The 22695-nt window shown below is 72.0% G+C and carries 18 protein-coding genes; 10 read left to right on the plus strand and 8 right to left on the minus strand.

Going from position 1 to position 22695, the window contains the following annotated elements:
• The first annotated feature begins 196 nt into the window (after positions 1–196).
• From urtA to urtE, 5 genes are read left to right on the plus strand one after another with little or no spacing between them, the layout of a single operon-like run.
• Positions 197–1405, plus strand: a complete 1209-nt coding sequence (gene urtA / locus AB0I15_RS21045) for an urea ABC transporter substrate-binding protein (RefSeq protein WP_358097768.1) — start codon at positions 197–199, stop codon at positions 1403–1405.
• A complete protein-coding gene (urtB, locus tag AB0I15_RS21050) occupies positions 1405–2253 on the plus strand; it encodes an urea ABC transporter permease subunit UrtB (RefSeq protein ID WP_358097771.1) in 849 nt (282 codons plus the stop codon). The genes urtA and urtB overlap by 1 nt, the downstream gene beginning before the upstream one ends.
• Positions 2250–3284: an urea ABC transporter permease subunit UrtC gene (urtC, locus tag AB0I15_RS21055; protein ID WP_358097774.1), complete on the plus strand. Its 1035-nt coding sequence runs from the start codon at positions 2250–2252 to the stop codon at positions 3282–3284. Before urtB ends, urtC begins: the two co-directional genes overlap by 4 nt.
• Entirely contained in the window at positions 3268–4017 is a 750-nt protein-coding gene (urtD, locus tag AB0I15_RS21060; RefSeq protein ID WP_358097777.1) for an urea ABC transporter ATP-binding protein UrtD, read from the plus strand. Before urtC ends, urtD begins: the two co-directional genes overlap by 17 nt.
• Positions 3995–4684 (plus strand): urea ABC transporter ATP-binding subunit UrtE, encoded by a 690-nt coding sequence (urtE, locus tag AB0I15_RS21065; protein WP_358097780.1) that lies wholly within the window; start codon positions 3995–3997, stop codon positions 4682–4684. The genes urtD and urtE overlap by 23 nt, the downstream gene beginning before the upstream one ends.
• Before the next feature lie 7 nt (positions 4685–4691).
• On the opposite strand, the gene AB0I15_RS21070 is transcribed toward urtE, so the two are convergent.
• Together AB0I15_RS21070 and AB0I15_RS21075 are read right to left on the minus strand one after the other, a co-directional pair.
• Positions 4692–7262, minus strand: coding sequence for a BTAD domain-containing putative transcriptional regulator (locus AB0I15_RS21070; protein WP_358097783.1), 2571 nt, complete (start codon positions 7260–7262; stop codon positions 4692–4694).
• 322 nt (positions 7263–7584) lie between these two features.
• Positions 7585–8307, minus strand: coding sequence for a Mut7-C RNAse domain-containing protein (locus AB0I15_RS21075; protein WP_358097786.1), 723 nt, complete (start codon positions 8305–8307; stop codon positions 7585–7587).
• Between the two features lie 26 nt (positions 8308–8333).
• Here AB0I15_RS21075 and AB0I15_RS21080 point away from each other — a divergent pair, with 26 nt between their 5' ends.
• Positions 8334–9239, plus strand: coding sequence for a TAXI family TRAP transporter solute-binding subunit (locus AB0I15_RS21080; RefSeq protein WP_358097789.1), 906 nt, complete (start codon positions 8334–8336; stop codon positions 9237–9239).
• On the opposite strand, the gene AB0I15_RS21085 is transcribed toward AB0I15_RS21080, so the two are convergent.
• The 6 genes from AB0I15_RS21085 to AB0I15_RS21110 form a co-directional block, all read right to left on the minus strand.
• Positions 9230–10549, minus strand: coding sequence for a HAMP domain-containing sensor histidine kinase (locus AB0I15_RS21085; RefSeq protein WP_358097792.1), 1320 nt, complete (start codon positions 10547–10549; stop codon positions 9230–9232). The genes AB0I15_RS21080 and AB0I15_RS21085 overlap by 10 nt on opposite strands.
• On the minus strand, positions 10546–11211 hold the full coding sequence (locus AB0I15_RS21090; protein WP_358097795.1) for a response regulator transcription factor: 666 nt from the start codon (positions 11209–11211) through the stop codon (positions 10546–10548). The genes AB0I15_RS21085 and AB0I15_RS21090 overlap by 4 nt, the downstream gene beginning before the upstream one ends.
• A gap of 9 nt (positions 11212–11220) precedes the next feature.
• A complete protein-coding gene (locus tag AB0I15_RS21095) occupies positions 11221–12534 on the minus strand; it encodes an MFS transporter (RefSeq protein ID WP_358097798.1) in 1314 nt (437 codons plus the stop codon).
• A 108-nt stretch (positions 12535–12642) separates the two neighbouring features.
• Positions 12643–14775: a glycoside hydrolase family 6 protein gene (locus AB0I15_RS21100; protein WP_358097800.1), complete on the minus strand. Its 2133-nt coding sequence runs from the start codon at positions 14773–14775 to the stop codon at positions 12643–12645.
• A 40-nt stretch (positions 14776–14815) separates the two neighbouring features.
• Positions 14816–15799 (minus strand): GNAT family N-acetyltransferase, encoded by a 984-nt coding sequence (locus AB0I15_RS21105; protein ID WP_358097803.1) that lies wholly within the window; start codon positions 15797–15799, stop codon positions 14816–14818.
• Positions 15800–15849: 50 nt separating this feature from the next.
• Complete coding sequence (locus tag AB0I15_RS21110) at positions 15850–16095, minus strand: DUF2630 family protein (protein WP_358097806.1); 246 nt, start codon at positions 16093–16095, stop codon at positions 15850–15852.
• Between the two features lie 38 nt (positions 16096–16133).
• Between AB0I15_RS21110 and ddaH the strand changes: the two genes are divergently transcribed.
• From ddaH to AB0I15_RS21130, 4 genes are all read left to right on the plus strand, one after another.
• Complete coding sequence (ddaH, locus tag AB0I15_RS21115; protein WP_358097809.1) at positions 16134–16880, plus strand: dimethylargininase; 747 nt, start codon at positions 16134–16136, stop codon at positions 16878–16880.
• 181 nt (positions 16881–17061) lie between these two features.
• On the plus strand, positions 17062–18768 hold the full coding sequence (leuA, locus tag AB0I15_RS21120) for a 2-isopropylmalate synthase (RefSeq protein WP_358097812.1): 1707 nt from the start codon (positions 17062–17064) through the stop codon (positions 18766–18768).
• Between the two features lie 142 nt (positions 18769–18910).
• A complete protein-coding gene (locus AB0I15_RS21125; RefSeq protein ID WP_358097815.1) occupies positions 18911–20287 on the plus strand; it encodes an MFS transporter in 1377 nt (458 codons plus the stop codon).
• Entirely contained in the window at positions 20284–22686 is a 2403-nt protein-coding gene (locus AB0I15_RS21130) for a PEP/pyruvate-binding domain-containing protein (RefSeq protein ID WP_358097818.1), read from the plus strand. Before AB0I15_RS21125 ends, AB0I15_RS21130 begins: the two co-directional genes overlap by 4 nt.
• Positions 22687–22695: the final 9 nt, after the last annotated feature.

Consider the following 22695-nt stretch of genomic DNA (forward strand, 5'->3'; position numbering starts at 1 on the left):
CCGGACCTTAGGAACCGGTCGTTTCCACGCTGTTGCCGGGGCATGTCGTGTTGGTTTCGCGGTGCGGTGAAGCACCACATGACGGGTTTTGTGCATTTGTGAACGTTTGGCAATCGCCAATTAACGTTCGGGATCTTACGGCGAAATGTCGCGGGGTCACCTTTCTCGCAGAACCGGACGGCAGGAAGGAACTCCTGTGCGCATTTCCCGCCCGATCGTCTCCGCGCTCCTCCTCTTGGCCCTCGCGGCCTGCGGATCCGACGCCGACCCCGCCGCCTCGTCGAACGAGATCAAGGTCGGCCTGCTCCATTCTCTCAGCGGCACGATGGCGATCAGCGAGGTCACCGTGCGCGACGCCGAGTTGCTCGCGATCGAAGAGATCAACAAGGCCGGCGGCGTGCTCGGCAAGACGCTGGTGCCCGTCGTGGAGGACGGCGCCTCCGACTGGCCCACGTTCGCGGAGAAGGCCACGAAGCTCATCAGGCAGGACAAGGTCGCCACCGTCTTCGGCGGCTGGACCTCGGCCAGCAGGAAGGCGATGCTGCCGGTCTTCGAACGGTACAAGGCGCTGCTGTGGTATCCGGTGCAGTACGAAGGGCTGGAGAGCTCGCCGTACATCTTCTACACCGGCGCGACCACCAACCAGCAGATCATTCCCGGCCTGGACTACCTGAAGGAGCAGGGCAAGAAGAAGCTGTTCCTGGTGGGCAGCGACTACGTCTTCCCGCGCACCGCGAACAAGATCATCAAGGCGTACGCGGCCGCGAACGGGATGGAGATCCTCGGCGAGGAGTACACCCCGCTGGGCCACACCGAGTACTCCACGCTGGTCAACAAGGTCATGGGCGCCAAGCCGGACGCGGTCTTCAACACGCTCAACGGCGATTCGAACGTCGCGTTCTTCAAGCAGCTCAAGAGCGCCGGAGCCACGGCGGAGAGCATGCCCGTGCTGTCGGTGAGCATCGCCGAGGAGGAGGTCACCGGCATCGGCGTGGACAACATCGTGGGCCAGCCCGTCGCCTGGAACTACTACCAGACCACGGAGACCCCGGCCAACGAGGCGTTCGTCAAGGCGTACAAGGCCAAGTACGGGCAGAACAAGGTCACCAGCGACCCCATGGAGGCCGGCTACAACGCCGTCTACCTGTGGGCCGAGGCCGCCAAGAAGGCGGGCACGACCGAGGTCGAGGCGGTCAGGAAGGCCGCGCCGGGCATCGCGCTCGAGCGCCCCGAGGGGCTGGTCACCATCGACGGCGAGAACCAGCACATGTACAAGACCGCCCGCATCGGCATCATCCAGCCCGACGGGCTCATCAAGCAGGTCTGGGACTCGGGCAAGCCGATCAAGCCGGACCCGTACCTCAAGGGCTATCCCTGGGCCGGCGCCCTGGCGGCGGGGCAGTGATGTCGGCCTTCGTCAACCAGCTTCCCATCGGGCTGTCGATCGGGGCGGTGCTGCTGCTGATCGCGCTCGGGCTGACGTTCACGTTCGGCCAGATGGGCGTGATCAACATGGCGCACGGCGAGTTCATCATGGCCGGGGCCTACACCGCGTTCCTGCTGCAGGACCTGGTGCTGGCGCTGCCGGTGGCGTTCCTGGTCGCCGGGGTGATGGGGCTGATCCTGGAGCGGACGGCCATCCGGCACTTCTACGGCAGGCCGCTGGACACGCTGCTGCTCACCTGGGGCGTGAGCCTGGTGCTGCAGCAGCTCGCCCGCGACCTGTTCGGCGCGCCCAACGTCCAGGTGCCGGCGCCCTCGTGGCTGGCGGGCGGGGCCGGCATCCTGCCCTACAACCGGCTGTTCATCATGGGGCTGGCGATCGCGGGCGTGGTGGCGGTGTGGGCGTACCTGACCCGTACCGGGCTGGGGCGCAGGACGCAGGCCGTGGTGCAGAACCGGCAGCTCGCCGCGACCAGCGGCATCGACACCGGCCGGGTGGACATGCTGACGTTCTTCATCGGGTCCGGGCTGGCCGGCGTGGCGGGGGTGGCGCTGACGCTCATCGGGCCCGTCGGGCCGGCGCTCGGGACGTACTACATCGTGGACGCTTTCCTCGTCGTCGTGGCCGGCGGGCTCGGGCAACTGCGCGGCGCGGTGCTCGCGGCGATCGGGCTCGGGCTGCTGAACTCCTACGCCGAGTTCTGGTCGGACGCCTCGCTCGCCAAGGTGATCGTCTTCGCGGTCATCATCGCGTTCCTGCAGATACGTCCCCAGGGGATGTTCGTGCTCAGGTCGAGGGTGCTCACATGATCAAGCGACATCTGCCCTTCGCGGCCGTGGCCGTGGTGGCGCTGGTGGCCGCACCGCTGCTGCTGGAGCCGTTCCGGCTGGGGCTGCTGGCCAAATACCTCTGCTACGCGATCGTCGCGCTCGGGATCGGGCTGGCCTGGGGGAAGGGCGGCATGCTCACGCTCGGCCAGGGCGTGTTCTTCGGGCTCGGCGGCTACTCGATGGCCATGTACCTCAAGCTCACCGAGGCGGGCGGCGGCGGGCTGCCCGACTTCATGGTGTGGAGCGGGGTGGAGCGGCTGCCCGCGCTGTGGACGCCGTTCGCCAACCCGGTCTTCGCCCTCGGCATGGCGGTGCTCGGGCCGGTGCTGCTCGCGCTGCTCCTCGGCACGCTGGTGTTCCGGCAACGGGTACGGGGCGCGTACTTCGCGATCCTCACCCAGGCGCTGGCCGCCGCCATGGTCATCCTGCTGGTCGGCCAGCAGGGGCTGACCGGCGGCACCAACGGCATGACGAACTTCTTCGAGCTGTTCGGTCAGGACCTCGCCGACGACTCCACGCAGCGGGGACTGTACCTCGTCGTGGCGTCCGTGCTGGGCCTGCTGTACCTGGCCACCCGGCAGCTCGTGAACAGCCGCTACGGCCGCCTGCTCGTCGCCGTACGCGACGGCGAGGACCGGGTGCGCTTCCTCGGCTACGACCCGGCTCTGGTCAAGACCGTCACGTTCGCCGCCTCGGCGGGCATGGCCGGGCTGGCGGGAGCCCTGTTCGTGCCGGTCGTCGGCATCATCTCGCCCGCGCTGCTCGGCGTCGTGCCCTCCCTCGAACTGGTCGTCGCCGTGGCCGTGGGCGGCCGGCACGCGCTGGCCGGGGCCGTGCTGGGCGCGGTCGTCATGGGCTACGCCAAGACCGCGTTCAGCGAGCAGTTCGCCGACGGCTGGCTCTACCTGCAGGGCGCGCTGTTCATCCTGGTCATGACGCTGGCGCCCAAGGGGATCGCCGGCATCGCGCACGGCATGGTGGGGAGGCTCCGACGTGCTCGAACTACGTGACGTCCAGGTGGTGTTCGACGGGTTCCGCGCGCTCGACGGCGTGGACCTGACCGTGCCCGAAGGCGAGCTGCGCTTCCTCATCGGGCCCAACGGCGCCGGCAAGACCACGCTCATCGACGTGATCACCGGGCTGACCCGGCCGGCGGCCGGAACCGTGCGGTTCGGCGGCAACGACCTGGTCGGCAGGAAGGAGCACCAGATCGTCCGCATGGGCGTCGGGCGTACGTTCCAGACGTCGGTCGTGTTCGAGGAGCTCACCGTGATCGAGAACCTCGACCTGGCCGCCAGCTTCCGCATGCCGCTGTGGTCGCTGGCCCGGCGGCGCAGGGGCGTCTCGGAGGCCGTCGAGGAGGCCCTGGCCAGGACCGGGCTGGAAGAGCTCGCCGAACGTTCAGCGGGCGTTCTCTCGCACGGCCAGCGCCAGTGGCTCGAGATCGGGATGCTGCTGGCGCAGCGGCCCCGGCTGCTGCTCCTGGACGAGCCGGTGGCGGGCATGTCCAGCGACGAACGCGAGCGGACCGGCGAACTGCTCACGCAGATCGCCGACGACCACACGGTGATCGTGGTGGAGCACGACATGGAGTTCCTGCGGCGGCACGCCTCGAAGGTCAGCGTGCTGCACGAGGGCAAGGTGCTCGTGGAGGGGTCGGTGGACCAGGTCAGCGCCGACCCGCGGGTGCAGGAGGTCTATCTGGGGAGGAGGGCCAGCGATGCTGTCGGTAACCGGCCTTGAGTCGGGGTACGGGAGGGCCCGCGTCCTGTTCGGGGTCTCGCTGGAGGTCGAGCCCGGCCGGCTCGTGTGCGTCATGGGCCGCAACGGAGTCGGCAAGACGACCCTGCTCAACACCATCATGGGGGTGCTGCCCGCGACGGCCGGCACGGTGACGTTCGACGGCCGCGACATCACCCGTCTCAAGCCCCACGAGCGCGTACGCCTCGGCCTGGGCTACGTCCCCCAGGGCCACCAGTGCTTCCCCCAGCTCTCCGTCCTGGGCAACCTGCTCGTCACCGTGGAGGCCGCCAAGCAGCCCAGGGAGGCCATCGACGAGGCCCTGGAGATCTTCCCCGCGCTCAAGTCCCTGCTCAAGCGCAGCGCCGGGCACCTGTCGGGCGGCCAGCAGCAGCAGCTCGCCATGGCCCGCGCCCTGGTGACCAGGCCCAGGATGCTCATCCTCGACGAGCCGACCGAGGGCATCCAGCCGTCGATCATCCTGGAGATCGAGGCGGCCATCGAGCGGCTGCACGCCTCGGGGCTGGCCGTGCTGCTCGTGGAGCAGTATCTGGACATCGCGCTGCGGCTGGCCGACACGTTCGTCATCCTCGACGGCGGACACGTCGTACGGACGGGGGAGGCCGAAGAGCTGCACCGCGAGGACGTACGCCGCCTGCTGGCCGTCTGAACCGCGGTCAGATCCCGGCCAGCAGGGCGCGCACGTTGGCGGCGCCCTGGCGGTCGCCCGTCCGGTCGAAGACCTCCAGCGCCGTCTCGGCCAGCTCGCGGGCACGCCCGGCCGCGCCCTCCGCCCGGTTCACCCGGGCCAGGGCCAGCAGCGCGTGGGCGTCGAGCAGGCGGTCGCCGAGGCGTACGGCGATGCCCCTGGCCTGCTCGGCGGCGGCCCGGGCGGCCGGCTTGGCGGCCTGGGCCAGATGCACGGCGGCCAGGTCGAGCAGCGTGTCGGCCTGCCGGTGGCGGTCGCCCAGCTCGGCGAGGTGGCCGACGGCGGCCCCCAGGCGGTCGGCGGCCTCGTCGAGCCGTCCCGCGCGGCGCAGCACCGCGCCGAGGACGCGCTCGGCGTCGGCGGCGTCGCGCCGGTTGCCGGCCCCTTCCAGGCAGGTGAGCAGCGCCCGCTCCGCCTCGTCGAGGCGCCCCAGCTCCAGGTGGACGCGGCCGAGCCGGCGCCTGACGTGGTGGACGTCACGGGTGCCGCCCAGCCGCAGGAACGTCTCCAGCGCCGGCCGCAACACCTCGTGCGCCCGCTCCCACTGCCGTTCGGCCAGGTGCAGGTCGCCCTGGTCGAGCAGGATCAGCGCCTCGCCCCGGCCGTCGCCGGCCCGCCGCGCCGACTCCAGCGCCAGCCCGGCCACCGCCCGCCAGTCGTCCAGGAACCGGTGCCGCTCCAGGTAGGGGGCCAGCAGGTGCCCCAACTGCCAGCAGCCGTCGTCGAGCCCCGCCGCGTGCAGGTCGGCGACCAGGGCGACCAGGAACGCCCGCTCGGCGGCCAGCCATTCGACCGACTCCCTGATGTCCGTGGTGGCCACGGCCGTGCCGGGGTCGCCCGACACCAGCGAGAACCGCGACGCCTGCACCCTGGCCAGCACGACCACCGCCAGCTTGTCGAGCACCCCGGGCATCGGCTGCTCGCGGGCGAACAGCCGGGTCAGGTCGTGCATCCGGTAGCGGACCTGGCCCGCCACGTCGACCCCGTGCGTCGCCAGCAGCCCCGCGTCCACCAGCGTCTCGGCGTGCCCGCCCAACTCCTCGGTCACCCAGTCGGCGAAGTCGGGCGCGGACAGCGTGCCGAGCCCGCGCAGCGTCAGCCGGGCCGGCTCGGGCAGCCCGTCGAAGCCGATCGTGAACACGCTGCGCACGGCCTGGTCGCCCACGTGCAGCCGGTCGAGCCGCCCGTGCTCGTCCTCCAGCAGGCCCACCAGGTAGTCGACGGTCCACTCGGGCCGGGCGGCCAGCCGGGAGCCGGCGATGCGCAGCGCGATCGGCAGGCCGCCGCAGAAGCGGGCCAGCCGGCGCAGGCCGTCGTCCTCCTGGCGGCCGGAGCTCCCGACGAGCAGGTCGAGCGCCTCGTCATCGCCGAGCACGCCCACCGACAGGCGGCGCGCGCCCGTCAGGCCGCCGAGCGAGGAACGGCTGGTCACGACCGTCGGGCAGGAGGTCAGCAGCGGCCGCACCTGCGCCTCGCCGGCCGCGTTGTCGAGCAGCACCAGCAGCCCGCGGTTGGCCGTGTAGGTGCGGAACAGCCGCTCGCGCTGCTCCAGCGAGGCCGGCACCGCCTGGGCGGGGCAACCCAGCCAGCGCAGGAAGTCCTCCAGGACGGCGGCGGGGGCGGTGGTCTCGCGCAGGTCGGCGTACAGGATGCCGTCGGGGAAGCTCTCGCGGTGGCGCCAGGCGGCGTGCACGGCCAGCGCCGACTTGCCCGCGCCCGCCTGGCCGTGCACCACGACCTGGCCGCCGATCACCTGGTCCAGCAGGCCGGCGCGGCCGGTGAAGCCGGCCACGTCGGGCGGTAGCAGCACCGGCGGGCCCGCCGAGACGTGCAGGGACACGTCGTCGTGCAGCATGCGGTGGTAGAGGAGCTGCAGCTCGGAGTCGGGCTCGATGGCGTGGCCGCCGTCGAGCTGGTCGCGCAGCACCGCGTACGCCGCCAGCGCGTCCACCCGGCGCCCGCTGCGGTAGAGGGCCAGCATGTACTGGCCCCTGAAGCGCTGCCACAGCGGGTGCTGCTTGGTCAGCCGCCGCAGCTCGGCCAGCAGCTCACGGTGCCGCCCGGCGTCGAGGTCGGCCTGCACCCTGCGCTCCAGCGCGAGCAGCCGCAGCTCCTCCAGCTCCTCGCGTAGCCGCCGCGTCTCGACCCACCGCTCGCCCTCGGGGTCGACGTCCTCGAGCAGCTCGCCGCGCCACAGCGCCAGCGCCTGCTCGTAGGCGCCCTGGTCCACCAGCAGCCGGAACCGCTCCACGTCGAGCCGCCCGTCGCCCAACGCCAGCGTGTAGGACCCCGACACGGTGGTGATCACGTCTTTGCCGACGAGGCGGCGCAGCTCTCCGACGTAGCCGCGAACGAGGGAGTCGGAGCGGTCACCGCCCTCGCGCGGCCACAGCAGCCGGCGCAGCCGCTCGACGGTCAGCGGGCGGCCCGCGTTGAGCAGGAACATGGCGAGCAGGTCGCGGTGCTTGGGGACGGTCGGCGTGCGGTCGCGTCCTTCGTCATCGCGTACCTCGAGCGGCCCCATGATGCGAAACTCCATGCGACCTTCCTTCGAGGGGAGACGTCGATCAGGATGACACATCCGGCGCGCCTCGGCCTACATCGGCATAAGGACGTCGGTGGGCGACAATGTACGCAGAACAATCCGTTTCAGCAGGAGCCCCGTCCGGCGTCGCGGTGCCCGCGGGCGGCCGGGGGAGCGGTGACCAGGGTCTTAGGCCGGATCTCGCAGGCACATCCGGTATGTCCTTATTGCGAGAGAATGAGGGTTCGCGCCCGCTCATGCGCACCATCGAAAGGTGAGCATGCTGCGATGGAGAACGGTCCACCCTGAAGGTGAATTCCTTGGAGAGTAAAGGGCGTTATCTGCTGTTGGCCCATTTTTGTGCCGACTGCACGATTTCTTCGAGGTGGCCGCTGTGGGCGCCGTGCCAGTAGATCTGGCCGCAGTCGCCGCACCGGCCGTAGGCGTCGTAGTGGCGGCGGGTGCCCGCCTCCAGCAGGAGCTCCACCTCGTCCTTCGCCACGGGCACCAGCTCGCCGTTGCAGGCCGTGCAGCGCGTCCACGGGCGCAGCGGCGGGGAGAAGCGTTCGAGCAGGTCGCGGAGCTGGTCGGTGGGGTCGGAGCCGCGGACGTAGGCGCCCAGCCACAGCGCGCGGCGGCGCAGCAGGCCGCGGTCCTGGGTGAGCAGCACCCGCCGCTCCTCGTTGGCCTGCACCACCAGCGCCGGGTCGTCCATGTCGTTGTGGTAGGCGGTGTCGATGCCGAGCAGGCGCAGCCGCCGCGCCAGCGTGCCCAGGTGCACGTCGAGCAGGAAGCGCGGCTCCGCGGGCAGTTGCTGCGGCCGCGGCATCGGGTGCACTTCCACCACGTCGCCCGCGACGAGCTGGTACGACGGCGCCACGCCCCGCCCGTCGGTCACCATGGGACCCACCTCGGTCAGCGGGATGCCGATCGACTCGACGTGGTGGCCCAGGGTGGAGGTGCCGTCGGGCGCCACCTCCTGCCACTCGTGGCGGCGGCCGGCGGGCAGGAACATCCTCAGCTCTGGGGCGATGTGCAGGCGTGCGGTCACGATGTCCATTCTGTGGCACCAGATAACGTGAATTCATGCCCATATCCCGCCGCGTCTTCCTCGGCCTCGCCGCGCTGGCGGCCGGGTGCTCGGGGGCCGGTGACGGGCGGCCGGAGCTGCGGCTGGCGACCGGCCTGGCCGGCGGGCCCTACGGGCAGCTCGGCGACCGGCTGGCCGAGGAGCTGCGGCGCGGCGGCCTGGGCGTGCGGGTACAGCGCACCGCCGCCAGCGTGCAGAACCTGACCATGATGGCCGGCGGGCGCGCGGACGTCGGCTTCGCGCTGGCCGACAGCGCCGACGACGCGGTACGCGTCCGCCACCAGCCCGTCTCCGCGCTGGCCAGGATGTACCTGAACTATGTGCACCTGGTCGTGCTCAAGGACGCCGAGATCACCGCGGTCGGGCAACTCGCCGGGCGGGCCGTGTCCATCGGGGTGCAGGGGTCGGGCACGGCGGTGACGGCCACCCGCGTGCTGGCCGCCGCCGAGCTGGCCCGGCCGCCCGAGGTCGTCCGGCTGGAGCTGGACGAGTCCGTCAAGGCGCTGCACGACGGCGAGATCGAGGCGTTCTTCTGGTCGGGCGGCGTGCCCACGCCCGCGCTGGCCGCGCTCGGCGACATCCGGCTCGTGCCGCTGGAGTCCCTGGTGCCGGTGCTGCGGCGCGGGTTCGGGCCGGTTTATGAGCCCGCATCGGTGCCCGCGGGTGCGTACGGGGCGCCCCGGCCGGTGCCGACGCTGGGCACGCCCAGCTACCTGATGTGCCGGACCTCGCTGTCCGCGGACCTGGCGTACACGATCACCGAGACGCTCTTCAGCGCCCGCGACCGCCTTCAGGCCCCGTCGGCTCCCGGCGGCCGGCTGGACAAGCGCTACGCCATCGGCACCGGGGTCGTCCCGCTGCACCCGGGCGCCGCCCGCTATTACCGGTCGGTCTACGGGTGAGGGAGCCGTAGCTCGACCACCAGCCCGTGCGGCGTGGCGGGCAGCAGGCACAGCGTGGCGCCGCAGGCTCTGGCCAGCTCGGCGGCGATGGCCAGGCCCAGGCCGCTGCCGGGCACGTTGGCGTGGGTGCCCGACCGCCAGAACCGGCCCAGGGCCTCCGACCGCTCCTCCTCGGTCAGCCCGGGGCCGTCGTCGGCCACCCGCAGCACGCCGTCCCGCAGGGTGACCGACACGGTGCCGCCTTGAGGGACGAACTTCTGGGCGTTGTCGAGGGCGATGTCCGCGATCCGGGCGGCTGGTTCGGGAACGACTGACATTTCGGGAATGTCGGTCTGCAGCCGCACCCCCTTCGCCGCGTACACCTCCCGCCACGCCGCCAGGCGCGGCCCCAGCGCGGTCTCCTTGCTCTCGGCCCCCGCCTCCACCTTGGCCAGCGCCAGCAGGTCCTCGACCAGCAGCGCCAGCCGGTCCAGCTCCGCCAGCGTCTCCGCGTACTCGGCCGTCCCCTCGGACCGCAGATGCGGCTCCAGGTTCTCCAGCCGCAGCCCCAGCACCGTGAGCGGGGTACGCAGTTCGTGCGAGGCGTCGGCCACGAACGCCCGCTGCCGCTCCATCGCGGCCGAGACCGTGTCGGCCATCGTGTTGAAGCGCTCCTCCAGCCGCCGCAGCTCCGACGGGCCGACGCCGGGATGGGCGCGGGCGTCGAGGCGGCCCTGCGCGATGGCCCGCGTGGTGCGGTCGAGCTCGGTGACCGGGCGCAGGATCCAGCGGGCCAGCCGCCTGGCGACCAGCACCGAGGAACCCAGGGCCGTCAGCGCGCCGAGCGCCAGCGCGCCCCACACCAGCGACACGTCCAGCCGGGCCTGGTCGGCGGGGGCCTCCAGTAGCACCACGCCGGTGAGCTGGGCGTCCCTGCCCGCCGGTTCGGCCAGCAGCACGGTGGCCGGGCCGAGGGGGCCGATCATGGGCAGGTCCTCGGTGGTGCGGCCGGACAGCGCCAGGCGCAGCGCGTCGCGGTCGTCGGCCTCGAAGCGGCCCGCGGTGAGGCGCAGGGAGCCGTCGCGGTCGCGTACGCGGACGGCGGCGCCGTACAGGTCGGCGTAGCGGGAGATCTCGGAGACCAGCCCCGTGTAGTCTCCGTCCCGCGTCGCCTGGTCGGCCAGTTCGGCGAAGCGGGTGGCGTCGGCGCGGCGGTCGAGCAGCAGCCGGTTCGTGCGGTGGGCGGCATAGGCCAGGCCCAGCGGCACGGCCAGCGCCGCGATGAGGAACACGATCAGCATGGTGAACGTGACCACCAGCCGCGAGTTCACGCCACCCCGCCGAGCCGGTAGCCGGTCCCGCGCAGCGTCTCCACCAGGCCGGGCCGGCCGGTCTTCGAGCGCAGGTTGGCCACGTGCACGTCCAGCGAACGCGAGGCCGACAGCAGCGGGTCGCCCCACACCTCGTCGAGGATCTCCTCACGGCCGCGCACCACGCCCGGCTCGCGGGCCAGCAGCGCCAGCAGGTCGAACTCGCGCCTGGTCAGCGTCACCGGCTCCCCGGCCACCGTGACCTGCCGGGACTCCAGGTCGATGCGCACGTCGCCGACGCTCACCACGTCGTCGCGCGGCGGCCGGGGCCGGGTGCCGCGCCGCACCACGGCCTCCATGCGGGCCATCAGCTCGACCGTACGGAACGGCTTGACCAGGTAGTCGTCGGCCCCCGACCGCAGGCCGCGCAGCACCTCCCGCTCCTCGGTGCGAGCGGTCACCACGATCAGCGGCACCGCCGACACCCGGCGCAGGCGGCGCAGCGCCTCGAGCCCGTCCATGTCGGGCAGGCCCAGGTCCAGCAGGACGAAGTCGGCGCCGCCCGCCAGGCGGAGCGCGTCGACGGCCAGCCCCGCCCGGGTGACCTGGTGGCCGTGCCGGGCGAGGGCCGTGGTGAGCGCGGAGGCGAGCCGATCGTCGTCCTCGACCAGGAGAACCCGCATCTCGCCAGGCTACGTGCGGATCGGGACCGGCTCCGCCGCTGCCTGCTCGGCGCGCGAGAGCGCCGCGTCCCGGGTCTCGCGCATGGTCAGGTAGACGATGAGGGACACCGCGGCGCAGCCGGAGACGTACCAGAAGAAGCCGGACTCGATGCCCTGGTCCTTGAACCACAGCGCCACGTACTCGGCGGTGCCGCCGAACAGGGCGTTCGCGATCGCGTACGGGAGGGCCACGCCGAGGGCGCGCACGTTGGTCGGGAACAGCTCGGCCTTCACCACGGCGTTGATCGAGGTGTAGCCGGTGATGATGATCAGGCCGGTGAGCGAGAGCACCAGCCCGCCGCCGAACCCGGTGACCCCGCCGAGCGCGGTCATCAGCGGCACCGTCCCCACCATCGACCCGATCCCGAACGTGACCAGCAGCGGCCTGCGCCCGATCCGGTCCGACAGCGCCCCCGCCAGCGGCTGCAGGCACATGAAGATGAACAGCGCGCAGAAGCTCACCAGCGTCGCCGTCTCCTTGGCCAGGCCGGCGGTGTTGGACAGGTATTTGGTGAGGTACGTCGTGTAGGTGTAGTACGCGACCGTGCCGCCCATCGTCAGCGCGATGACCAGCAGCGCCTCCTTCTTGTGGGCGAGCAGCGCGCTGATCGTGCCGCGCTGGGCCTGGCCGTCCTGCTGCTCCTCCTCGTCGTACGCCTCCGTCTCCAGGAGGCTGCGGCGCAGGTAGAACACGACCGCGGCGGCCAGGGCGCCGACGATGAACGGGATGCGCCAGCCGTAGGAGTTGAGGGCCTCCGCGGACATCGTGTTCTGCAGGATGATCTGCAGGCCGAGGCCGACGAGCTGGCCGGCGGTCATGGAGACGTACTGGAAGCTGGAGGCGAAGCCGCGGCGGCCGCGCGGGGTGGCCTCGGTGAGGTAGGTGGCGCTGGCCGCGTACTCGCCGCCGACGGACAGGCCCTGCAGCAGGCGCGCCACCACCAGCACCAGGGCGCCGAAGTAGCCGACCGTCTCGTACGTCGGGGCGACCGCGATCAGCAGCGCGCTGGCCGACATCAGCGTGACGGTGAGCGTGAGCGCCGCCTTGCGGCCCTTCCTGTCGGCGTAGCGGCCCAGCAGCCAGCCGCCGAGCGGGCGCATGAAGAAGCCGACGGCGAAGATGGCCGCCGTGTTGAGCAGTTTGGCCGTGTCGTTGCCCTCAGGGAAGAAGGACGCGGCGAAATAGACGGCGAAGCTGCTGTAGACGAACCAGTCGTACCACTCGACCAGGTTGCCGACGGAGCCGCCGACCACGGCCTTCCACGGCACGCGTGCCTTGCTCACTGAGTACCTCCTGGGGGGAATAGTCGCAGGCCAGAGCCTTACCCCAGAAGGATGTTCGGACAAGGGAGGCGGGCGTAGATCTAACCTCCGCTTAACATGGCGGCTATCTCACCGCAACGCCGGCACGGCGTTCCGCGCCCGCTCCAGCGCCAGGTCGGGCCACCACTCCCCGGCCGGCGGGGACTCGACGCCGCGCTCGGGGTCCTTCTCCCCGTCCGTGCCCCGGCGGCAGCGCCCGCTGGAGGTGCCGGCCCGCGCGATCCACAGGTACGCGTCGACCAACTCCTCCTTCGTGTCGGTGGTCGGCCGCGGGCCGACGCCCCTGCCCGGCGGGTTGCACCACGTCTGCGGGTCCTTGTAGTGCTTCTCCGGGGCCCACGAGCCCTTGCCGTTCCTGGCGGTGTCGACGATGAAGTGCGGCATCGTGGCGGGGTCGGCCTTGGCGTCCGGCGGGCAGCCCTTCTCGCCCGACCGCAGGAGGCTGACGCAGGCGGACAGCGCCTTGCCGTACTGGACGGCCTTCTCCGTGCGCTGGTGTCCCGTGGTGTTGGTGAAGAACCCGTCCGCTTCGTCCACCCCCGCGCCGACCAGCCGCTCGGCCATCACCTCCGTGCCCGGCCAGAGGTCGAGGCCGCCGTCGAGGTAGACGGCCGTGCCGGGGTTGGCCTTGAGGCTCCGCACGGCCTGCCTGAGGTCCTGGTAACGCTGCGCGGGGGTGCCGGCCAGGTCGCAGTTCTTGGTGCCGGGGACGTTGACCAGGCTGGACGGCTCGAGGATGACCACCGCCTCGGCCCCGCCGATCTGGGCGGCGATGCCCTTGATCCACTTCTGGTAGGTGTCCATGTCGATGCCGCCGGGCAGGCAGTCGCCGCCCGGCATGTGGTTGATCAGGAAGGCGGGGACGCCGCCCGCCTGCTCGGCGCCCGTGAGCGTGTCGGCGACCTTGGCCCTGACCTCGGGCTGGCCCAGGCGGACGGCGTAGGGGACCGCGGCCAATTTGCGCATGAGCTCGGCGTCAGCCGGGCGGTCGTCCTTCCACTCCTCCGCCTGCCTGCTCGCGGCCGGTTCGGGCGGGGCGAAGAAGGTGACACCGGCCTGTGCGGTCAGGGGGTTGCGGCGGGCGGTGGCCGGTTGCCGGGCGGGGGACGAGGCCGGGCTACCGCCGGTGCCGGTCGGGGCGTCCGCCGCGGTGGTCTTGCCGGGGGAGGGGGTGCCCTGGCCCTTCCAGGCGAGCGCGGCCGACACGCCGGCGACCGCGACGACGACCGCGGCGGCTCCCGCGATCACCTTCCGCCGCCTGCCCGCGGTCGGCGGGGGCGAGCCGGCGGTGTCGGCCCGCTCGCCCGGCAAGGGGACGCTCGGCCCACCCTCCACCCCCGCCCCTGCGCCCGTGCCCGTGCCTGTTCCCGTGCCTGTTCCCGTTCGTTCCGCTGGAAGGGACGCGCTCGAGGTGCTCAGCCGGTCCATCAGGTTCTGGGCCGTGGGGCGCTCGGCGGGGTTCTTGGCCAGGGAGGCCAGCACCAGGTCGCGCAGCGGGCCGGTGAGACCGCGCAGGTCAGGGGTGTCGTTGAGGATGCGCACGAGGATCGTCGGCACCGAGCCCGTGCCGAAGGGCGGCGCGCCGCCGGCGGCGAAGGCCACCGTGCAGCCCCACGAGAAGATGTCCGAGGCCGGGCCGATCGCCGACCCCGACACCTGCTCGGGCGACATGTACGACGGCGTCCCCACGATCGCGCTGCTCATCTCCGCGTCCATGAGCTGTGCGATGCCGAAGTCGATGACCTTGGGCCCGACCTGGGACAGCAGCACGTTCGACGGCTTGAGATCGCGGTGCACGACCCCGGCGCCGTGGATGGCGTGCAACGCCATGGCCATCGCGGCCGCCAGGCCGTCGAGGGCCGAGCCCTTCAGCGGGCCCGAGTCGCGGACGGCGGCCCCCAGGCTGGGGCCCTCGACGTATTCGGTGACCAGATAGGCCACCTCGCCCTCCACGTCGGCGTCCAGCACGGGCGCGGTGCAGAAGCGGGCGACGCGCTTGGCGGCGGCCACCTCGCGGGCGAAGCGGCGTCTGAAGTCCGCGTGGGCGTCCATCCTGGCGTGGATGAGCTTGACGGCCACCTGTGCGCCGTCGGGGGCCTGCCCCAGGAAGACGACGCCCATGCCGCCCTCGCCCAGCCGGCCGAGGAGGGCGTAGGGCCCCACCTGTCGCGGATCCCCGTCTCTCAGCGCCTCCAAGGTCATAAATCGTCAGGTTAGTCCGAGGGCGGGAGGCGTTCCATGCCTACAGCGCCAGACGCCACTCGTTCCACTCGTCGAACAGCTCGAAGCCCATGGCCTCGTTGATGGCCAGCATGTGGGCGTTGGAGGTGGCGTTCCAGGTGATGACGCGCTCGATCTGGGGCTCGTGCTCGCGCAGCCAGAGCAGGTTGCCGAGCTTGAGCAGCAGGCCCAGGCGGCGGCCCCGGTGCTCGCTCAGCACCGTCGTGTCGGCCTGGTGGCCCCAGTGGTCGGAGCGGTCGGCCCGCAGGTAGATGCGGGTGTATCCGGCCGGGGCGCCGTCGGCGTCGCGGCGGGCGACCGTGGTATAGCAGGTCTCGCCGGCCTCAGGGATGCGCTCCTCGTGCACGCGCAGGCGTTCCGGGCTGAAGTCGGCGTCCTCGAGGTCGCCGTCGCGCGGGGCGTCGTTCATGCCGCCCATGACCGCAGACAGGTCGGGCAGCAGCTCGGGGGCCGCCGGGCCGATCCACCGCTCCAGGCTGTAGCCCTCGGCCCGGGGCAGCATGCGCTCCAGCTCCGGCCAGTCGGCCTTGGTGAGGTCGAGCGTGCGGCGGGCCTCCTTGAGGGCCACCGTCATGCCGTGGGCGTGCGCGAAACGGGCGCCGGAGCCCTCGACCGGGGTCTCGGTGAGCAGCAGGCGCCTGCCGTGCGTGCGCATGCGCTCGACGGCGTGCTCGAACAGCGCCGAGCCGAGGCCGTGACGGGCCCGGTCGGGGCGCACGGCCAAGGGGAACAGCCAGCCCATGTGGGTGTTGTCGAGCTGGGCGAGCGACAGGGCGTAGCCGCCCGCCACCGCGCCGTCCTCGACCGCCACCCAGACCTCGGCCCGCTCGCCGGGGGTGTGCGAGCAGACGTCGCGGCGGAAGCGGGCGAGGGAGAGCCGGGGGCCCGGGTCTTCGGCGGCGACGGCGGCCACGTACGTGTCGTACAGGCCCTTGATCAGGTCGTCGTCCGTCCGGTCGTCGAGGTCGATGGGCTGGATCCGCATGCCGCCAGCAAAGCGCACGGCGACCGGCAGGAGCGAACGGTTTTCCGCCGCTACTGGCGGTAGTTCTCGACCTCGCTCACCGGGCGGGCGGCGGCGCTGTCGGGGTCCTCGCCCGCGCTGCGCCTGGCCCGGCGCTGCCTGAGCAGGTCCCAGCACTGGTCGAGAGCCGTTTCCAGCTCCTTGATGCGCGCGTGCTCCTCGTCCGAGGTCAGCTCGCCCGCCGAGAGGCGGTCGCGCAGTTCGTGCTCCTCGGTGACCAGGGCACTGATCGTGGTGAGAATCTCGTCGTCCCGCATGCCCAAGACTCTAATCACCCCGTGATAGAACACGCCCTATGTCTGGTATCGCGCTGGTAAGGAAGCCCGGCCCTCGGCTCGCCGAGGGCATCGTCACCCACATCGAGCGCGAACAGGTGGACCATGAGCTGGCCCTCGTCCAGCACGACGCCTATGTCGAGGCCCTGGCCGGCTGCGGGTGGCGGCCCGTGCACGTGCCGGTCGCCGACGACCTGCCCGACGCGCCGTTCGTGGAGGACGCGGTGGTGGTGTCGGGGCGGGTGGCCGTCCTGACCAGGCCGGGGGCGCCGGAGCGGCGGGGCGAGGTCGAGGCCGTGGCGCGGACCGTACGGGAGCTGGGGCTGAACACGGTCAGGATCGCGGGCCCGGGCACGCTGGACGGCGGCGACGTGCTGCAGGCCGGCCCCCACGTGTACGTGGGCAGGTCCGCCCGGAGCAACGACGAGGGCATCGCCCAACTGGCGGCCCTGCTCCCCGAACGGCGCGTCGTGCCCGTGGCGCTGCGCGGTGTGCTGCACCTGAAGTCGGCCGTGACCGCCCTGCCCGACGGGACGCTCATCGGCGACCCCCGCCACGTGGACCTGCCGGATCTGCTGGTGCCGGAGGAGGAGGCGGGCGCGCACGTGGTGCCGCTGGGCGGGGACCGCGTCCTGCTGGCCGCCTCGGCCCCGAAAACCGCCACAATGCTGGAGAAACGCGGACTTACAGTGATAAAGGTAGACATTTCGGAGTTCGAGAAGCTGGAAGGCTGCGTCACCTGCCTCAGTGTCCTCGTCGCCGATTGACCTTTCTCACGATCTGAGATCCTGGACGGCGCATCCCGAGACGTCTGGTAGCGTGCATGGCATGCTGCGCGGGCTCCTTCTTAGCTGCCGCGGCGAGGGCCTCTAAGGCCGGCTCCCTCGCCGCGGAGCGAGTCATGCGCGTCGGCCGCTTTCTTCCTGAGACCGACGAGGAGCCTCCGACATGACCGCTCAGCAGCCTTCTTCCATGCCGATTCACCGCTATCAGCGCTTCGAACCCATCCGGCTGACCGACCGCACCTGGCCCGACCAGGTCATCGCCAAGGCGCCCCGATGGTGCGCGGTGGACCTGCGTGACGGCAACCAGGCCCTGATCGACCCGATGGACTCCCACCGCAAGCTCCAGATGTTCGAGCTGCTGGTACGCATGGGCTACAAGGAGATCGAGGTAGGTTTCCCGGCCGCCTCGCAGACCGACTTCGACTTCGTCCGGCAGATCATCGAAGAGGGCCGCGTCCCCGACGACGTGGTCATCCAGGTGCTGACCCAGGCCAGGCCCGAGCTGATCGAGCGGACCTTCGAGTCGATCGAGGGCGCCAAGCAGGCCATCGTGCACCTCTACAACTCCACCTCCACCCTGCAGCGCCGCGTCGTCTTCGGGCTGGAGAAGGAGGGCATCACCGCCATCGCGGTCGAGGGCGCCAAGCTGGTCAAGAAGCTGGCCGACGCCAGCGACGTGGACGTCTACTACCAGTATTCGCCGGAGTCGTTCACCGGCACCGAGCTGGAATACGCCGTCGAGGTGTGCGACGCGGTCAACGAGGTGTGGCAGCCCACCCCCGACCGCAAGGTCATCATCAACCTGCCCGCCACGGTCGAGATGGCCACCCCCAACGTCTACGCCGACCAGATCGAATGGATGCACCGCAACCTGAGGCACCGCGACTCGATCGTGCTGTCCCTGCATCCGCACAACGACCGCGGCAGCGCCGTGGCCGCCGCCGAGCTGGGCTACATGGCCGGCGCCGACCGCATCGAGGGCTGCCTGTTCGGCAACGGCGAGCGCACCGGCAACGTCTGCCTGGTCACGCTGGGCATGAACCTGTTCTCCCAGGGTGTCGACCCCGAGATCGACTTCAGTGACATCGACGAGATCCGCCGCGTCACCGAATACTGCAACCAGCTCCCCGTGCACCCGCGCCACCCGTGGGGCGGCGAGCTGGTCTACACCGCCTTCTCCGGCTCCCACCAGGACGCGATCAAGAAGGGCTTCGAGCACCTCGAGCGCGACGCGGCGGTGGCCGGCGTGCCGGTCGACGAGTTCACCTGGGCGGTCCCCTACCTGCCGATCGACCCGAAGGACATCGGCCGCAACTACGAGGCCGTCATCCGGGTCAACAGCCAGTCGGGCAAGGGCGGGGTCGCCTTCATCATGAAGGCCGACCACCAGCTCGACCTGCCGCGCCGGCTGCAGATCGAGTTCTCCAAGGTGGTGCAGGCCCGCACCGACAGCGAGGGCGGCGAGATCAGCCCGGCCGCGATGTTCGACATCTTCCGCGACGAATACCTGCCCAATCCGGCCAACCGCTGGGGCCGCCTCAGCCTGATGGCCCACCGCCACGAGTCCACGGTCGACGACAAAGACCGCATCAGTGCCGACGTCCGTCTCGACGGTGAGATCCGCGAGATCGAGGGCACCGGCAACGGCCCCATCTCCGCCTTCATCGACGCCATCACGGGGGTCGGCATGGGCGTGCGGGTCCTCGACTACGTGGAGCACGCGATGAGCGCCGGCACCGACGCCAAGGCCGCCTCCTACCTGGAGTGCGAGGTCAACGGGCAGGTGCTGTGGGGCGTGGGCATCGACGCCAACACCACGACGGCCGCGCTGAAGGCCATCATCTCGGCGGTCAACCGCGCCGCTCGCTGATCACCATCCTGAGGACAGGGGCACGGCCGCCGCCGTGCCCCTGTTCTTTTGGGTGAGCCCTGTCCCATTAGTGAACGTTGCGTTTCTAAGGGATGAATCCTATGCTCCTTAGAGAACGATTCGTTCTCTAAGGAGCGGTGCCATGGGTTTCGTGCTGCCGGGCCTGATGCTGGCGATGCTGCTGGGCGCCCTCGACCAGACGATCATGGCTCCCGCCCTGCCCGCCATCGCCGGCGGCCTGGGCGGGCTCGACCAGATGCCCGCCGTCGTCACCGCCTACCTCGCCGCCGCCACCGTGGTCATGCCGATCTACGGCAAGCTCGGCGACCGGTACGGCCGCAAGCCCGCCATGCAGGCCGCCATCGTCGTCTTCGTGACCGGCGCCGTGCTGTGCGCGCTGGCCACCTCGATGCCGCAGTTCATCGCCTTCCGGGCCCTCCAGGGGCTGGGCGGCGGCGGGCTGATGATCGGGGCGCAGGCCATCATCGGGGAGATCGTCAGCCCCCGGGAGCGCGGGCGCTTCCTCGGGCTCATCGGGGCCGCGTACATCGTGGCCGCCGTGGGCGGGCCGCTGGTCGGCGGGTTCCTCATCGACCGGCTGAGCTGGCGGTGGATCTTCGCCATCTACCCGCCGCTGGGCCTGCTGGCGCTGGTCGTGCTCAGCGCCACCCTCAAGCTGCCCAAGCCCGTCACACGGGCGCCGCTCGACGTCGCCGGGGCGCTCACGCTGGCCGTCGCCGTGGTGGGGGTGGTCATGGTGGGGCAGACCCGCGAGCCCCGCTACCTCGTGCTCGCGGCGGCGGGGCTGGTGGCCTGGCTGGTGAGCGCCCGCCACGCCAAGGATCCGATCCTGCCGCTGCGGTTGTTCCGGGACCGGGCGTTCGCGGTGCCGGTGGCGATCAGCCTGCTCATCGGGTTCGCCCTGTTCGGGACGATCACGTACATGCCGGCGTACCTGCAGATCGCGCTGCGTACGAGTGCCACGCAGGCCGGGCTGCTGGTGACCGCGCTCATGGGCGGCGTGCTGCTCACCACCATCGTCTCCGGGCGGCTGATCACCCGGACCGGCGTCTACAAGCCCTACCCCGTCGCGGGTACGGCGCTGGCCGGGACCGGGCTCGGCCTGATCGGGGTGGCGGGGGACTCGCCGCTCGCGCTGGCGCTGGCCATGCTGCTGACCGGGCTGGGGGTCGGGCTCGTCATGCAGGTCATGGTGCTGGCCGCGCAGAACAGCGTGGCGTACGCCGACCTGGGCACCGCCACCTCCTCGGTGACCTTCCTGCGCCAGATCGGCGCCTCGGCCGGGGTCGCCCTGGTGGGAGCACTGATCACCGTGCGGTCCGGGATCCCCGCGACCGTGTCCGCCGACCTGCCCGACGGCGTCCGGGCGGCCTTCGCCGAGGCCGTGCCGCCGGTGTTCGCCGCCATGGCGCCGCTGCTCGCGGTGGCCTTCTTCCTCGCGCTGGCGCTGCCCGCGCGCCCACTTCGCACCACCGCCTACGTGGAGGACCGATCGTGAAACTCGTCGCACCCCTCAGCGCCTTCGGCCGGGACGACCTGGCCCAGGCCGGCGGCAAGGGCGCCAACCTGGGGGAGCTGGTCAAGAACGGCTTCCCCGTGCCCGGCGGCTTCGTGGTCACCACGCGGGCGTACGAGCTGGTCGCGCGGGGCCAGGCCACGCGGGAGCACTTCGAGCGCGTCGAACCGCCCGGCGAGCTGCGGCGGGCGATCGCCGACGCCTACGCCGCGCTCGGCGGCGGGCCCGTGGCCGTGCGCTCCAGCGCCACCGCCGAGGACCTGCCAGGGGCCGCGTTCGCCGGCCAGCAGGACACCTACCTGAACGTCGTGGGCGAGCAGGCCCTGCTCGACGCCGTACGCCGCTGCTGGGGCTCGCTCTGGACCGAGCGCGCGATCGCCTACCGCGCCCGGCTGGCCATCGACGACGCCGAGGTGCGCATCGCGGTGGTCGTGCAGCGCATGGTGGAGGCGGACCTGGCGGGCGTCATGTTCACCGCGAACCCGGTCACCGGCGACCGCGGCCAGTTCGTGGTCGACGCCAGCAGCGGACTGGGCGAGGCCGTCGTCTCCGGCCTGGTCACGCCGGACCACTACGTCATCCACTCCTCCGGCCGGACCGACTTCACGCCCGGCCGCCGTGAGGTGGTCATCCGCGGCAGGGCCGGGGGCGGAGTCGTCCACGAGAGCGCCGGGCCGGAGCCAGAACGCCTGCCGGACGCGGCGCTGGCCGAGCTGACCCGGCTGGGCGGAGAGGTGGCCGCCCACTTCGGCCGCCCCCAGGACATCGAGTGGGCCTACGCGGGCGGCCGCGTCCACCTGCTGCAGGCCAGGCCGATGACCGCGCTGCCGCCGCCACCGCCGGGCCGGCTCAACCCGATCCAGCGCCGCCTGGCCACGATCCTCCTCGAATACCTGCCCGTGCGGCCCTACCCGATCGACATGTCGACGTGGGTGCCGCACGGCCCGGCCGGGCTGATGACCAGGGTGCTGGAGAGCTTCGGCGTGCACCGGGCGTTCGACGGGTTCCTGCGCGAGGAGGACGGCGTCGTCTACGAGCTCAGGCCACCGACGCCACGGCCCACCGTGCGCATGACGGCCGCCCCGTTCCGCGTGGCGGCCAAGGCCAGAAGGTACGACCCCGCGCGCTGGACGGACGACACGCGCTTCCGCGACTACCTGGCGGCGGTCGCCGACCTGGCTGGGCGCGACCTGGCCGCGATGCCGTGGGCGACGCTGCTGACCGTCCCCCGGCAGGCGCTCGCCCTCGTCCGGCCCGTGGCGGACCTGAGAGTCGACTACCTGCCGCCCACCGGGCTCGCGCTGCTCCGGCTGCTGGTGACGGTCAGGCTGCTCGGGCGCGGCGAGCTGTTCGCCGACCTGCTGCACGGGGTCCGTACCCGCACCACCGACGCCAACCTGGAGCTGGCCCGGCTGGCCGGGCTGGCCGAGCGGACGGGCGCGCTGGACGCGGACCCGATGCCCGCCGAGTTCGCGGCCGAGCTGGCGGCCTTCCTCGACGAGTACGGCCACCGCGAGACCGCGAGCCCGATCCTCGTCACCCCGCCCACCTGGGGAGACTCTCCCGAGACCGTCCTCGGCCTGATCAGGGCGCTGGCCGGCGGACCGCCCGCGCACAAGGAGGGCGGCGACGCGCTCGAACGCCTGCTCCGCCACCCTCTCCTGCGCTCCAAGGCCCGCCGGGCCCGCGTCACCCGCTGGGTGGCGGCGGCCCGCGCGGGTGTCGCCTTCCGCGAGGACAGCCACTTCTACTTCACGATGCCGCAGCCCATCCTGCGCAGGTCGATCGTCGAGGTGGGCCGCCGCCTGCGCGACGCGGGCGTGCTCGACCGGCCGGAGGACGTCTTCCACCTGCGGCTGGAGGAGCTGGAGGCGATCGACGACGTGGCCACGCTGCCGGCCGCCGAGGCCCGGCGGTTGCGCGAGGTGGTCAGGGCGCGGGCGGCCAGGCGCGAGGAGCTGTCCGGCGTGCGGCTCATCGACCCGGCCGCCGTCTTCCCGGCCCGCGAGACGGGTGACGCGCTGGTCGCCGGCACGCCGGCCGGGGGCGGCACCGCGACGGGGCCGGTGAAGGTGATCAGGGAACCGGCCGAGTTCGGCAGGCTCGCCGGGGGAGACGTGCTCGTGTGCCCGTACACGAACCCGTCGTGGACGCCGCTGTTCCAGCGGGCGGCGGCCGTGGTGGTGGACACCGGCGGCGCGGCGTCGCACGCGGCCATCGTGGCCAGGGAGTACGGCATCCCGGCCGTCATGGGCACGGCCGACGGCACCACGGTGCTGACGGACGGCCAGATCGTCACCGTCAACGGCGACACCGGCACCGTCACGGGTGCGGTCACCGTCCCTGACACCGTGACCGGTGCGGTCGCCGGCGCTCCATAGGATGCATCC

This window comes from Nonomuraea sp. NPDC050643, from assembly GCF_040654715.1.
In the GTDB taxonomy this organism is placed as follows: Bacteria; Actinomycetota; Actinomycetes; order Streptosporangiales; family Streptosporangiaceae; genus Nonomuraea.